The 12,980-nt window shown below is 49.6% G+C and carries 16 protein-coding genes; 15 read left to right on the forward strand and 1 reads right to left on the reverse strand.

Annotated elements, in window-relative coordinates; all coding sequences use genetic code 11:
* Positions 1-67 precede the first annotated feature (67 nt).
* Positions 68-646, forward strand: coding sequence for a thymidine kinase (locus Q9M42_RS05760; protein WP_298786336.1), 579 nt, complete (start codon positions 68-70; stop codon positions 644-646).
* 57 nt (positions 647-703) lie between these two features.
* Here Q9M42_RS05760 and Q9M42_RS05765 read toward each other — a convergent pair whose 3' ends face one another.
* Positions 704-2,032, reverse strand: coding sequence for an FAD-dependent oxidoreductase (locus Q9M42_RS05765; RefSeq protein ID WP_322525561.1), 1,329 nt, complete (start codon positions 2,030-2,032; stop codon positions 704-706).
* A 210-nt stretch (positions 2,033-2,242) separates the two neighbouring features.
* Here Q9M42_RS05765 and prfA point away from each other — a divergent pair, with 210 nt between their 5' ends.
* From prfA to Q9M42_RS05835, 14 genes are all read left to right on the forward strand, one after another.
* Positions 2,243-3,316 carry a peptide chain release factor 1 gene (prfA, locus tag Q9M42_RS05770; protein ID WP_322525642.1) on the forward strand — a complete coding sequence of 358 codons (1,074 nt, stop codon included), beginning with the start codon at positions 2,243-2,245 and terminating at the stop codon, positions 3,314-3,316.
* On the forward strand, positions 3,316-4,182 hold the full coding sequence (gene prmC / locus Q9M42_RS05775; RefSeq protein ID WP_322525562.1) for a peptide chain release factor N(5)-glutamine methyltransferase: 867 nt from the start codon (positions 3,316-3,318) through the stop codon (positions 4,180-4,182). The genes prfA and prmC overlap by 1 nt, the downstream gene beginning before the upstream one ends.
* A gap of 223 nt (positions 4,183-4,405) precedes the next feature.
* Positions 4,406-5,458: an L-threonylcarbamoyladenylate synthase gene (locus Q9M42_RS05780; protein ID WP_322525563.1), complete on the forward strand. Its 1,053-nt coding sequence runs from the start codon at positions 4,406-4,408 to the stop codon at positions 5,456-5,458.
* A 25-nt stretch (positions 5,459-5,483) separates the two neighbouring features.
* Positions 5,484-5,939, forward strand: coding sequence for a low molecular weight protein arginine phosphatase (locus Q9M42_RS05785; RefSeq protein ID WP_322525564.1), 456 nt, complete (start codon positions 5,484-5,486; stop codon positions 5,937-5,939).
* Positions 5,940-6,011: 72 nt separating this feature from the next.
* Positions 6,012-6,449: a ribose 5-phosphate isomerase B gene (rpiB, locus tag Q9M42_RS05790; RefSeq protein ID WP_322525565.1), complete on the forward strand. Its 438-nt coding sequence runs from the start codon at positions 6,012-6,014 to the stop codon at positions 6,447-6,449.
* Positions 6,450-6,473: 24 nt separating this feature from the next.
* Entirely contained in the window at positions 6,474-7,019 is a 546-nt protein-coding gene (locus Q9M42_RS05795) for a TIGR01440 family protein (protein WP_322525566.1), read from the forward strand.
* Positions 7,020-7,233: 214 nt separating this feature from the next.
* Positions 7,234-8,493 (forward strand): serine hydroxymethyltransferase, encoded by a 1,260-nt coding sequence (gene glyA, locus Q9M42_RS05800; RefSeq protein WP_322525567.1) that lies wholly within the window; start codon positions 7,234-7,236, stop codon positions 8,491-8,493.
* Between the two features lie 160 nt (positions 8,494-8,653).
* The gene (locus tag Q9M42_RS05805; protein WP_322525568.1) at positions 8,654-9,148 is read left to right on the forward strand and encodes a peroxiredoxin family protein; all 495 of its coding nucleotides are present in this window, start codon (positions 8,654-8,656) and stop codon (positions 9,146-9,148) included.
* A 192-nt stretch (positions 9,149-9,340) separates the two neighbouring features.
* Positions 9,341-9,970, forward strand: coding sequence for a uracil phosphoribosyltransferase (gene upp / locus Q9M42_RS05810; RefSeq protein WP_091613161.1), 630 nt, complete (start codon positions 9,341-9,343; stop codon positions 9,968-9,970).
* A gap of 443 nt (positions 9,971-10,413) precedes the next feature.
* Entirely contained in the window at positions 10,414-10,782 is a 369-nt protein-coding gene (locus Q9M42_RS05815) for an ATP synthase subunit I (protein WP_322525569.1), read from the forward strand.
* A 58-nt stretch (positions 10,783-10,840) separates the two neighbouring features.
* The gene (gene atpB, locus Q9M42_RS05820; protein ID WP_440972312.1) at positions 10,841-11,569 is read left to right on the forward strand and encodes a F0F1 ATP synthase subunit A; all 729 of its coding nucleotides are present in this window, start codon (positions 10,841-10,843) and stop codon (positions 11,567-11,569) included.
* A gap of 69 nt (positions 11,570-11,638) precedes the next feature.
* A complete protein-coding gene (gene atpE / locus Q9M42_RS05825) occupies positions 11,639-11,851 on the forward strand; it encodes a F0F1 ATP synthase subunit C (RefSeq protein WP_022794575.1) in 213 nt (70 codons plus the stop codon).
* 90 nt (positions 11,852-11,941) lie between these two features.
* Entirely contained in the window at positions 11,942-12,433 is a 492-nt protein-coding gene (gene atpF, locus Q9M42_RS05830) for a F0F1 ATP synthase subunit B (RefSeq protein WP_322525570.1), read from the forward strand.
* Positions 12,430-12,978, forward strand: coding sequence for a F0F1 ATP synthase subunit delta (locus Q9M42_RS05835; RefSeq protein ID WP_322525571.1), 549 nt, complete (start codon positions 12,430-12,432; stop codon positions 12,976-12,978). The genes atpF and Q9M42_RS05835 overlap by 4 nt, the downstream gene beginning before the upstream one ends.
* Positions 12,979-12,980 lie beyond the last annotated feature (2 nt).

Here is a 12,980-nt window from a genome sequence, read left to right on the forward strand (position 1 = left end):
AAGCTGCGGCTTCCGTCTTTTTTATATCACGAGCACGAACCGAAACCGATAAGCAGGGGAGAAAAATATGGCGCAGTTATTTTTTAAATACGGAACAATGAACAGCGGCAAGTCCATCGAAATTTTAAAGGTGGCCCATAACTATGAAGAGCAGAATAAGCCGGTGCTCATCTTCACCTCCGGTCTGGATGATCGGCGCGGAGTCGGATTTGTAGCAAGCAGAATCGGAGTGGAGCGTGAGGCTGTACCAGTGTTTGAAGAAACAAACATTTACGATATCGTCCGTCAGGAAGAAGAGCGTCCGTTCTGCATCCTCGTGGATGAGGCACAGTTTCTGTCCCAGGAGCACATTATTCAGCTGGCAGAAATTGTGGATAACCTTGATATTCCGGTGATGAGCTTCGGCCTGAAGAACGATTTTCAGAATGAGCTGTTTGAAGGCAGCAAGCATCTGCTGCTCTACGCGGATAAAATCGAGGAAATGAAGACCATCTGCTGGTTCTGTCATAAAAAAGCAGTCATGAATTTAAGGCTCGACGGCGAGGGTCGGCCGATTTATACGGGCGATCAGATTCATATCGGCGGCAATGACTCCTATTATCCGGTGTGCCGGAGATGCCACGCGAACCCGCCTATTGCCCTGTAAACAAAAAACAAGCCAGCCGGAGCAGTGCCGGCTGGCTTTACCTGTGCAGGAAGACTGTTATTTCGCCCGCCGGATCACCTGCTGGAGCGGATCCCACACTTTATTGTACGGCGGGGCATAGCTCAGATCCAGATCCTCAAAATCGGTTACGGTCATTCGGTGAAAGAGGGCGGTGGCCAGAACATCGAGCCGTTTGTCTGTGCCGTCACCGCCGATCAGCTGGCCGCCGAGGATAACGCCTGTGTCCGGGCAGTACGTGACTTTGATATGAAGCTTGCTATTTCCCGGGAAATAGCCGGCATGACTCGAGGTAGTAAGCATCTCGCTGCGGTAAGGAAAGCGCATACCAGCAGCTTCCGCTTCGGAGATGCCGGTTTTTCCAAGCGTCAGACTGAAAAAGCGGAGAATGGAGGTGCCGGTTACTCCTTTAAAGGACTTTACGCTTCCAGCCATGTTAAGGCCGGCGACGCGTCCCTGCTTATTGGCATGCGTTCCGAGTGGAAGATAATCATCAATCTCCTTAATCCGGTGAAACTGGGTGGCGCAGTCTCCGGCGGCATATACATCCGGGACATTGGTTTCCATGTAGCGGTTCACCTGCAGAGCTCCGTTAGCATGACGGAACAGGCCGCATTTGGACACCATTTCTGTATTCGGGCGCAGGCCGACACCGGCGATCACCGCATCGGTATCGATCACCCGCCGGTCGGTATGAACGGCTCCCACCCGGCTTTTGCCCGACAAATGCTGGATGTTTTCCCCGAACAGCAGCTCGATGCCGTTCGCCTCCGCTTCCTCAGCGATATATGCTGCCATGTCCGGGTCGAATATACCGGCCAGCTGATCGCCGCGCTGCAAAAGCGTTACTTTCTTGCCGGCGTGAATACAGTTTTCCGCCACCTCAAGACCGATATAGCCGCCTCCGACGACAGTGACGTGGTTTACGTGCGCAAGATCTGCTTTGATCGTTTCGGCATCCGGAATTGTTTTCAGCGTATGAACGCCTTCCAGCTCCCGTCCTGGCCATTCCGGCAGGAGCGGTCGTCCTCCGGAAGCAATCAGAAGCTTATCATACGTAACCTGAAATGACTTGCCGGTATCGGTATGTACGCCGGTCACTTCTTTTTTATCCACATTGACCCCGGTTACCTCGTGGTTTACCCGGGCATCGATGCCGTACTTTTCCCGGAACGTTTCGACGTCGCGGGCGATTAAATTCTCGCTGTCCCTGACTTCGCCCCCGAGTATGTAAGGAAGGCCGCACTGGGCGTAGGAATAAACTTCTCCTGCCTCCAGCGTAATAATTTCTGCATTCTCATCCTGCCGGTAGATCTGCATAGCTGCACTCATGCCGGCGGCGTCACCGCCGATAATAACGTATTTCATTGTTTTCCCCCTTCTGCTTAAACAATAGGCACTTACAGGGCGGTTCCCCGCTCTCGCATTGGTCAAACGAAATTTATGGATGCGGTGGCATTTTGACGCCCCTATGCCCCTGTATTATAATTAGTATACTGTAAAGGAGAACGAGAAACGTGTAAAACGTAACGAAATACATTTCAGCCGGATAAAATTTAAAAGATAGAGGTGAACGGTGTGTTAGAGCGACTGCAGACGGTAGAAGACCGTTATGAATATTTAAACGAACAGCTGAGCGATCCGGAAATCGCAAACGATCCGAATAAAATCAAGGAGCTGTCCAAAGAGCAGGCACAGATGCAGCGGACCGTGGAGGTGTACCGGGAATATAAAGAAGCCCGGCAGCAGCTTGATGAAGCGAAATCGATGCTTGAAGACGAGCTCGATGCAGAAATGAAAGACATGGTAAAATCGGAAGTCGAAGAATTGAGCGAGCGTATTGAAAACCAGGAGGAAGAGCTCCGGAGACTCCTTCTTCCAAAGGACCCAAACGATGATAAAAACGTTATTATTGAAATACGCGGAGCCGCAGGTGGTGAAGAAGCGGCCCTGTTTGCCGCTGATTTGTACAAAATGTACTCCCGCTATGCGGAGAAACAGGGATGGAAAGCAGAAGTCGTGGAATCGAACGCGAGTGAGCTCGGCGGCTACCGGGAAATCATTTTTATGATTAACGGCGATTCGGCATATTCGAAAATGAAATATGAGAACGGGGCCCACCGAGTTCAGCGGGTGCCAAGCACGGAATCAGGCGGACGCGTGCATACATCCACAGCTACCGTAGCTGTCCTTCCGGAAGCCGAGGAAGTGGAAGTGGACATTCACGATAAGGATATCCGCGTCGACACGTTCGCAGCGAGCGGTCCCGGTGGCCAGAGTGTAAACACGACCATGTCGGCGGTGCGGCTGACCCACGTACCGACAGGGATTGTCGCTTCCTGTCAGGACGGAAAATCCCAGATTAAAAACAAGGAAAAAGCAATGACGATTCTTCGTGCCCGGGTGTATGACAAATTCCAGCAGGAAGCCCAGGCGGAGTACGATGAAAACCGGAAATCAGCGGTAGGAACCGGGGACCGTTCCGAGCGGATCCGGACGTACAATTTTCCACAGACGCGCGTAACCGATCACCGTATTGGCCTGACGCTGCAAAAGCTGGACCAGATTCTTCAGGGAGAGCTTGATCAGATTATCGAGCCGCTCGTAATGGAAGAACAGGCCGAGCTGATGGAAAAAGCAGGCGAAGCGTAATGAAAGAAGAGCTACTTGTATTTGAAGCCCGGAGATGGGCTTCTTCTTTTTTGAGTGAGCACGGAAGAGAAGAGACGGCAGCCGACTGGCTTCTGGAGCATCATATGCAGCTTTCCCGGTCCCAGCTGCTGTCCGCTGCGAGAGAACCGGTGCCGTTACAGGCGTGGGAGCATTTCCAGCAGGACGTGCGTCTTCACGCAGCCGGGACGCCGGTGCAACATTTAACCGGCAGCAGCTTTTTTTACGACCGCGAATTTCACGTTAATCCGGACGTGCTGATCCCCCGGATGGAAACCGAGGAGCTCGTCTGGCACGTGATCGACTGGGTGCAAACAAACAAAGAGCTGAAAAGCCCGAGAATTGTCGACGTTGGTACAGGCAGCGGCATCATTGCAGTTACGCTCGCGTTGGAGCTTCTATCGGCGCAGGTGCAGGCTGTGGATATTGACAGCCGGGCGCTGGAGACGGCTAAACGAAACGCAGAACGGCTGCAGGCATCGGTCACCTTTCATCAGGAATCGTTTCTTGAAGGCATGGCCTCCCGGAAAGAACAGGCGGACGTTATTGTATCCAATCCTCCCTACATTCCAAAAGAGGAATGGGAGCGGCTCGATCCGCTCGTCCGCGATAAAGAACCTGCGGTGGCTTTGATTGGCAAAGGAAAAGAAGGAATCCACAGCTATGAAGAAATTATCAAATACGCTGCCGAGGTTTTGGCTCCGGGCGGACTGCTTGCCTTTGAAATCGGATGGCAGCAGGGGAGAGCCGTGATGGAAGCAGCTGAAAAAGTGTTTCCGGGAAAAAGGATCCAGGTAATAAAGGACTTGAATGGGAACGACCGAATCGTTACAGTTGTGAATAAGTGAGAAAGTTATCCACGATTTGTGGATAACAAAAGACAAATACCTCCATATATGTGGAAAACATTAAATTTTCGTAAATAATGTAAATTAAAAGACTGAATTAGCAGCACAAATTAAAGTTATCCACAGAAAATAAGATCCTGTGAATAGTGTGAAAAACCTAAATTAATATAAAATAAACCCTGTTGTTAAGGCATTTTAAATTTTTGGAAGGAACGAAGGCTGAATGAGTTATAAACAGACGGTTATAAAAAATGTGGATAAAATAAATGAAGCTTCTGCGGAGAACTCTGTACTAAAAGAAATGGGGATGTGGATAACGCAGGGTAAAACAGTGGCTCTCCCGACAGAAACCGTTTATGGTCTGGGGGCAAGCGCGCTATGCACCGAAGCTGTCCGGGCGGTTTTTGAAGCTAAAAACCGTCCGCCCGACAATCCGCTGATTGCCCATATTGCTGACCGTGCCCAGCTCAATGCGCTTGGAGTTACGTGGACAGAGAGCATGGAAAAGCTGATGGACGCATTCTGGCCGGGCCCGTTGACGCTTATATTCCCGCTGAAAGAAGAAACTCCTCTGTCGCCCCTTGTAACGGCAGGGTTATCCACAGTGGCTGTCCGAATTCCGGAGCACGAGGTCGCGAGGGCAGTGCTGAAGCATGCCGGTGTACCGATCGCAGCCCCGAGTGCCAACCGGTCCGGATCCCCGAGCCCGACCACGGCAGAGCATGTCTACAGCGACCTGCACGGGAAAATTGACGCGGTAATTGATGGCGGCCCGTGTGGATACGGAGTGGAGTCCACCGTCGTGGACTGTACGTCAGCAGTCTGTTGGATTCTGCGTCCGGGAGGAGTTACTAAAGAGCAGATCGAGCAGGTGCTCGGCCCGGACACAGTCCGCTATTCGCAAAGTGCTTCTTCAGAGGAAGCACCTGCAGCACCGGGGATGAAATACCGTCACTATTCGCCGGCGACCTCCCTTTATTTAATGAAAGGGCCGGAGGAAGCATGGCAGAGAAAGCTCCGGGCCTGCCAGGAGGACGGAAAGAAGGTAGCGGTGCTTGCCGTGGAAGAGAACAGATCAGCGTGGATGCAGGCGGATGCCTTTCTTAGTTTAGGCTCGCGCCGGAGGCCCGAAGAAGCGGCAGCAAAATTGTACGCTGTTCTTCGTGAATTAGATACAATGGAGGTGGACGCTGCGTTCTGTGAAGTTTTTTCAAAAGAAGGGATCGGGACCGCACTCATGAACCGTTTGGAAAAAGCAGCATCTTCAGAACAATGAAAACTTCTACAAGGAGTCGATGACGATGAGTTATCACGTATTGTTTATTTGTACAGGGAACACGTGCCGGAGTCCGATGGCCGCTGCGCTGATGAAGCACCATTATCCGGAGGTGGAGGTGGCTTCAGCCGGTGTGATGGCTACAAATGGAGAGCCGGCAGCAACAGAAGCCGTTCGGGCGATGGATGAAAGACAAGTGGAGATGGATCATGAATCCCAGCCGCTCACAAAGGAATTAATCGACTGGGCAGACGTTATCTTTGCAATGACCCAGGGGCATAAAGATATTATGCAGCGGATGTTTCCGGGTACGGAAACGAAAACGGTACTCTTAAAGGAATATGCCCGGAGCGTTGGGGATAAGGATATTGGAGACCCTATCGGCGGAGGCCGGAAGGTGTATCACGAAACGGCCGAGGAAATGGAAGAAGCGCTTCAGGCAGCATGGGAGCGGTACAGGAAAGAAAAGTCGCTGGACTGAGCCTGGAGATTTACAGGCGGATGGATACGTGAGAGACTGAAAACAGTACAATCAAACGGAGGAGAGGTTGACATGAAGGTAGCATTGGGTGCCGATCACGGCGGATATGAACTAAAAGAGGAAATTAAATCTGTACTGGACGAAGCAGGGGTGGAATACGAAGACCTGGGCTGTGACTGCAGCGATTCTGTGGACTATCCGGACTACGCAGTTCCGGTGGCTGAAAAAGTAACGGCCGGCGAAGTAGACCGTGGGATTCTTGTCTGCGGCACGGGCATCGGCATGTCGATTGCTGCGAATAAAGTTAACGGTATCCGCTGCGCACTGGTCCATGACGTATTCAGTGCAAAGATGACCCGGGCGCATAACGACAGTAATGTACTGGCGATGGGAGCGAGAGTCATTGGATCCGGCCTCGCCGGCGAAATTGTCAAAGCTTGGATCAGCACGGAGCACGTTGGGGGCCGTCACGCCGACCGCATTCAAAAAGTATCAGCTATTGAACAATAAGGAACGAAGAAAGGATGAGTTGTCATGTTGAACAAAGCAGAATGGCAGCAGTCTTTACGGGAATTGTTAGCTTCATTAAAGGAACAGGCATCACTCCGTAGCGGCCAGGTGCTTGTGATTGGCACGAGCACAAGTGAAGTGCTCGGCGAGCATATCGGTAAGGCAGGCTCTGAGGAAGTCGCCGAAGCGCTGTTTGATGTCTTTCAGGAGTTCCGGGAAGAAACCGGCGTACATCTTGCGTTTCAGGGATGTGAGCATATTAACCGTGCGCTCACGGTGGAAAGAGAGACGGCGGACACTTACGGCCTTGAAGCTGTGAGCGTGGTGCCTCATCCGAGAGCAGGCGGTTCGATGAGCTCGTATGCGTATAAACACATGAGCGAGCCGGTTGTCATCGAAGCAGTAAAAGCAGATGCAGGCATTGATATCGGATCCACCCTGATCGGTATGCATTTGAAGCCGGTGGCGGTTCCGGTTCGTGGCCCGCAGAAGCAGATTGGTTCTGCCTATGTAACGATGGCAAAAACACGGCCGAAGCTGATCGGCGGTGAGCGCGCCCGCTACGAATAGCCTCCAGAAAAAGAATCGCATGCTGCGGTTCTTTTTTCTTCAAATGCACGAAGGAAATAAAGAAATTCGAAAAAATTTCGTAAGGTACGGAATTTCGTAAAAAATACGTGTTACAATGAAAAACATAGTAATATGGAGAGAAAAATAACGAATGAAATATTCGCGAAAAAGATAATCGTTCGTTATTGTACCGAAAGGGAAGGGAGATTTACAGATGGAAACAAAGGTAAATGCAGAAAGTGTACAAACGCAGGACCCGGTCATATTTGAGGCAATGCAGAAGGAGCTGGGGCGCCAGCGCGACAAGATCGAGCTGATCGCTTCGGAAAACTTCACGAGCCGTGCAGTAATGGAAGCGCAGGGATCTGTGCTTACCAACAAATATGCGGAAGGCTACCCGAATCGACGCTATTACGGCGGATGTGAGCACGTCGACACGGTCGAACAGCTCGCCATTGACCGGGCGAAGGAACTATTCTCGGCAGAATATGCGAACGTGCAGCCTCACTCCGGTGCCCAGGCAAATATGGCAGTTTACTATACGATTTTAAATCACGGTGACACGGTGCTTGGAATGAACCTTTCCCACGGCGGCCATTTAACCCACGGCAGTCCCGTCAACTTCAGTGGTGTGCAGTACAACTTCGTGGAATACGGTGTGACTAAAGAAAACCAGGTGATTGATTACGATGAAGTGCTTCGCGTGGCAAAAGAAACGCAGCCGAAATTAATCGTCGCCGGTGCAAGTGCGTATCCGCGTGAAATTGACTTTAAAAAATTCCGTGAAATCGCCGATGAGGTAGATGCGTACTTGATGGTTGATATGGCACACATTGCTGGACTGGTAGCAGCAGGGGTGCACCAAAACCCGGTTCCTCATTCGCACTTTGTTACGACAACAACACACAAAACGCTGCGCGGACCGCGTGGAGGGCTCGTGCTTTGTAAGGAAGAATTCGGCAAAAAAATTGATAAAGCAGTATTCCCGGGTCTTCAGGGCGGACCGCTTATGCACGTGATTGCGGCGAAAGCTGTCGCTTTTGGCGAAGCACTGCAGAAGGATTTCGTAACGTATTCCGAAAACGTCGTAAAAAACGCCCGCAGCTTAAGCGACTCGTTGCAGAATGAAGGAATTACTGTTGTCTCGGGCGGCACCGACAACCACCTCGTGCTGATGGATACCCGCAGCCTGGAGCTGACAGGGAAAATAGCGGAAAAAGCGCTGGACGAAGTCGGCCTCACAGCAAACAAAAACGCCATTCCGTATGATCCGGAAAAGCCATTCGTTACAAGCGGTATCCGTCTCGGTTCTGCAGCCGTTACGTCCCGCGGTTTTGGGGAAGAAGAAATGAAGGAAATAGGTGCCATCATTGCTTATACGCTGAAAAACCATGAAGACGCGGAAGCATTAAAAGAAGCGGCTGAACGGGTGAAAACTTTAACGGGCCGTTTCCCAATTTACGAATATCTGTAAGACGGCAGACCCCGGCTAAAAACAGGGCATGGATACAGCTGTTCTCCTATTTAAAGGAAGCAGCTGTTTTTCTTTATCATTTTTGGAAGAACTCTTTGTTTTTCAGGGGTGAATGCAAGTGTGTTAGGGTATATGTAGATTGGGAAAAGGAGGAGTTCAAATGGTTTTTGCACTAAATGAAAAAGCGCCGATGTTCACGCTTGCTGATGTGAACGGCGAAGAATTTAAACTCGAAGAAAAAATAGGCAAGGGATGGCAGCTGCTCGTGTTTTTCCGGGGTTCATGGTGCCCGGTATGTAAGGAAGAGCTGCAGGCCTGGGAAGAGCACCGCAGTTTTTTTGAAAATAATAATGTAAATATTACAGCCATCTCCACCGATAATCCCGAGGATCTGCGTACGATGACCGAAGAATACAGGCTCACGTTCCCGGTGCTCGTCGACGAAGCACTGAAGGTACTCGACGATTACGGCGTCTTTTATCACAGCTCGGAAGCGCCGTATGAAGATCACGGAGCTCACGGGGAGCCTGCATATTTTCTGATCGACGAAGAAGGCAGATTTTTATACCAGCACCGTCAGACAAATCCATTCGGCCGACCGGGACCGAAAGAGCTGCGCAAAACGGTAAAATACATTGAAGACAATTTAAAATAAACCTCTGCAGCAGTGCACCCGGGCGCTGCTGTTATTTTCAGCAGCACTCAGAAGTTGCGGCATATTTCTGTCATTTCATATAACCTTGAATCCATCACGCTTTTTAGGTAGAATTTCTAAAGAATATGTTCGATAGGGACATGGGTTAATAAGCACCGGCTGACGCCGGGGAAAAAGGAGCCGACTATACTTATGGGAAATGTACATGTACTGGATCATCCGCTCATTCAACATAAACTTACATTCATCCGGGACGTCTCAACAGGAACGAAGGAATTCCGGGAGCTTGTCGATGAAGTGTCCACCCTGATGGCGTTTGAAATTACAAGAAACCTTCAGCTTCAGGAAGTAACGGTGGAAACTCCGGTGGGACCGGCCAAATCCTATACGCTTGCAGGCAAAAAGCTGGGAGTGGTGCCGATTTTGCGCGCAGGACTCGGCATGACTGACGGCATCATCAAATTGATTCCGGCGGCAAAAGTAGGGCACGTCGGGCTGTACCGGGATCCGGAAACGCTGCAGCCGGTAGAATATTATGTGAAGCTTCCGAGTGATGTCGAAGAGCGGGAATTTATCGTGATTGATCCGATGCTTGCGACAGGTGGTTCTGCTATTGAGGCATTGAACAGCCTGAAAAAACGCGGAGCCCAGAATATCAAGCTCATGTGTTTAATCGCAGCGCCTGAAGGAGTGGCACTCGTTCAGGAAGCACATCCGGACGTGGACATTTACCTGGCTTCGATGGATGAGAAGTTAAACGACAAAGGCTACATTGTTCCGGGCCTCGGGGACGCAGGAGACCGTTTATTCGGCACGAAATAATAGATGAGAGAGCTTTTCCCGTATGTGCGGAAAAGCTCTTTGATTTGTAAAAGGGCGTTCTGTTAATGAGGCAGGGCAGTTAGAGAACGTTCATGCCTTCTGCCCAGCTTTTTCCTGGCTTGAAGATATGAAAATGTCACTTAATAGACACAAAATAAAAAATGCCTGAAACACGCGACAATACAGGGTTTTTATTAATTTCGTCCATTGACATCATGTGGCGGCTATTGTACGATGATGAAGAACGTATGATAAGGTTTACATATGGGAGAAATTTGTATTTCCTTCATAAACGGCAGGATTCACGCAATTGTTTCTTTTTTTTGCCTAAAACATGCAGGGGACAACTACGTTACATAAAGTTGTGTAAAAATTCTCTCAATGGATTTCGTAGTGTATTAACGGACTAATCAGTCTGTTATGGAGGAAAAGGTGGCCCGCGCATGAATGATACAAGCTTGTATCTCCGCTCGTTATTTATAGGATTGGCTGGAATGCTTGTATTGTTTGGTGCTCCGTCGCTGATTCCAACGTTCCGGCAGGAAGCAGTGAGCTTATTTGCAGGAGCGTGCGGAGGAGCTTTTAACATCTGGCACGCCCATCGGGAGACAAAACGAATCCAGAAGGCGGTACTCGCGGAAAAAAAGATTTTTCCGTTTGGCATGGCCACAAGGCTTGCAGTAGGAGTAGTCATTGCTATGCTCTATGTCCGGTTTCCGGAACAATTCCGTCTGCTTTACCTTGTGATTGGATTGTTCAGTCCTTATCTGCTGCTTTATGCTTTATCCGTTCACTTCAGCAAAGAAAAGTAGTTTTTTAGCTGCAGCGCACAATCGACTAACATAGTAAAGGGGTGACTGAGACTTGAATATAGAGCACGAATCGCCGTACGTCTATGATGTGTTTGGAATACCGGGTTTCCATGCTAATCTTTCCAACATCATGATGCTGACTATTGCGGCAGTCATTGTGTTTATCATTGGTGTGGTGAGTGCGCGGACTCTTTCTATGAAACCAACCGGTATGCAGAACGCATTTGAAATGATTATTGAATTCGTCCGCAATATGATTGGAAGCACCATGGACTGGAAAACCGGGGAGCGCTTCTTTGGCCTTGGAATTACGATCTTCCTGTTCATACTGGTAGCGAACATGCTTGGGATTCCGTTCATGCTGATTAATGAGGAAACCCACGTGCTTTGGTGGAAATCACCGACCGCTGATCCGGTGGTGACGATGACACTTGCTGTCATGGTAATTGTGATTTCACACTTCTACGGCATCAAGCTTCGCGGAGCGAAGGAGTACGGAAAGAACTACTTCCGGCCAAAGAAATTTCTATTTCCGATTAACATTCTTGAAGAATTCACCAACACACTGACACTCGGGGCACGGCTTTTCGGCAATCTTTATGCCAAAGAGATACTGCTGACGCTTCTGGCGACGGTGGGTACAGCTTTTCCAGTCGGTACCGCTCTTGGTATTATTCCAATGGTTGCCTGGCAGGGATACAGCCTGTTTATCGGTTTTATCCAGGCGTTTATCTTCCTGGTACTGACGATGGTCTACATTTCGCACAAAGTGGAAACGGATCATTAATCACAGCAGCATTTGCAGAAACAACGAAACAACAATATAGTTTTAAACTAATTTAAGGAGGATTTGCACATGGGTCTTTTAGCAGCTGCAATCGCAGCAGGTTTAGCAGCAATTGGTGCAGGTATTGGTAACGCAATCGTAATCAAAGGGGCGATCGACGGTACTTCCCGTCAGCCGGAGCTTGGCGGCAGATTGCAGACACTTATGTTCATCGGTATCGGTCTTGTTGAGGCAGTTCCGATCATCGCAGTCGTTGTTGGTTTTATTACGCTTTTCCAATAAACATACGTTTTGGAAAGGGAAGCAAAATGGCGGAGTGGGGGAACTGGCTTCGCCATTCCTTTTGTATATCTAAGAAAGGAGTGAAATCTTTTGCCATCTACATTTGCGTTAGCTGATGTGCTTTTCTCACTTGTTACGTTTTTCATTTTACTGCTTTTGCTTCGTCGGTTCGCCTGGGGTCCAATTGTGGAACAGATGAAAAAACGTGAAAATCACATTTCCAATGAAATAGAGACAGCGGAAAATCACCGTCAGGAAGCGGAAAAATATTTAGAAGAGCAGCGGGTGGAAATGGAGAAAGCGCGTGAAGAAGCGCAGTCCATCATTGAAACATCCCGTAAAACAGCTCAGGAGCAGTCCAAGGAAATTATCCGGGAATCCCACGAAGAAGCCAACCGTGTGAAAGACAATGCCCTCGCTGATATTACGAGAGAGCGGGAGCAGGCAGTGGAAGCGCTTCGTGCCCAGGTCGGCCAGCTTTCTGTGTTAATTGCGACGAAAATTATTGAAAAAGAATTAGATGAAGAAGAACAGGAAAAACTGATTCAGGAATACGTACAGGAAAGCGGCGGTCGCTTATGAGTAATCCAACCCTGGCGAAACGCTATGCCCGTGCATTGTTAAAGAGCGCGGAAGAACACGATGCTCTTGAAGAGACCAAGCAGGAATGGGAAGCGATGCTCGAAGTATTTCACGCTCACCCGGAGATTGCTCAGGTTTTCAGATACCCGTCGATCAGCCGTGAAAGAAAGCAGTCTTTTATTGCGAGTACATTTGGTTCCTGGAGTGAGCGCAGCCGTTCAATGCTGAATGTGCTGCTTGACCGGAAACGGCTTCACCTGATTGATGAAGTGGCAGTGGAAGTAATTGCTCTGATTAACGACCGTCTCGGCATTGCCAACGCGGTCGTTTATACCGTGAAGCCATTAACGGATGAAGAGAAGCAGGCAGTCTCCCGCAAGTTTGCCCAGCGGGTCGGAAAGCGCGAGCTTTATATTGAAAACAGAGTGGATCCTTCGCTCATTGGCGGCATGAAGGTGCACATTGGACATACAATTTTTGACGGAAGCATTCAAGGTCAGCTAGACCGCTTGCAGCGTAATATAACGCAAACGAATTTATCATGAAT

Source organism: Marinococcus luteus (genome assembly GCF_034497705.1).
In the GTDB taxonomy this organism is placed as follows: Bacteria; Bacillota; Bacilli; order Bacillales; family Marinococcaceae; genus Marinococcus; species Marinococcus luteus_A.

Excerpts from the sequence above, each read along its gene's own strand:
- Q9M42_RS05765 (WP_322525561.1), bottom strand. The coding sequence starts at position 2,032 with ATGAAATACGTTATTATCGGCGGTGACGCCGCCGGCATGAGTGCAGCT.
- upp (WP_091613161.1), top strand. The coding sequence starts at position 9,341 with ATGGGAAATGTACATGTACTGGATCATCCGCTCATTCAACATAAACTT.
- Q9M42_RS05805 (WP_322525568.1), top strand. The coding sequence starts at position 8,654 with ATGGTTTTTGCACTAAATGAAAAAGCGCCGATGTTCACGCTTGCTGAT.
- prmC (WP_322525562.1), top strand. The coding sequence starts at position 3,316 with ATGAAAGAAGAGCTACTTGTATTTGAAGCCCGGAGATGGGCTTCTTCT.
- glyA (WP_322525567.1), top strand. The coding sequence starts at position 7,234 with ATGGAAACAAAGGTAAATGCAGAAAGTGTACAAACGCAGGACCCGGTC.
- Q9M42_RS05795 (WP_322525566.1), top strand. The coding sequence starts at position 6,474 with ATGTTGAACAAAGCAGAATGGCAGCAGTCTTTACGGGAATTGTTAGCT.
- Q9M42_RS05760 (WP_298786336.1), top strand. The coding sequence starts at position 68 with ATGGCGCAGTTATTTTTTAAATACGGAACAATGAACAGCGGCAAGTCC.
- Q9M42_RS05815 (WP_322525569.1), top strand. The coding sequence starts at position 10,414 with ATGAATGATACAAGCTTGTATCTCCGCTCGTTATTTATAGGATTGGCT.
- Q9M42_RS05780 (WP_322525563.1), top strand. The coding sequence starts at position 4,406 with ATGAGTTATAAACAGACGGTTATAAAAAATGTGGATAAAATAAATGAA.
- rpiB (WP_322525565.1), top strand. The coding sequence starts at position 6,012 with ATGAAGGTAGCATTGGGTGCCGATCACGGCGGATATGAACTAAAAGAG.
- atpE (WP_022794575.1), top strand. The coding sequence starts at position 11,639 with ATGGGTCTTTTAGCAGCTGCAATCGCAGCAGGTTTAGCAGCAATTGGT.
- Q9M42_RS05835 (WP_322525571.1), top strand. The coding sequence starts at position 12,430 with ATGAGTAATCCAACCCTGGCGAAACGCTATGCCCGTGCATTGTTAAAG.
- Q9M42_RS05785 (WP_322525564.1), top strand. The coding sequence starts at position 5,484 with ATGAGTTATCACGTATTGTTTATTTGTACAGGGAACACGTGCCGGAGT.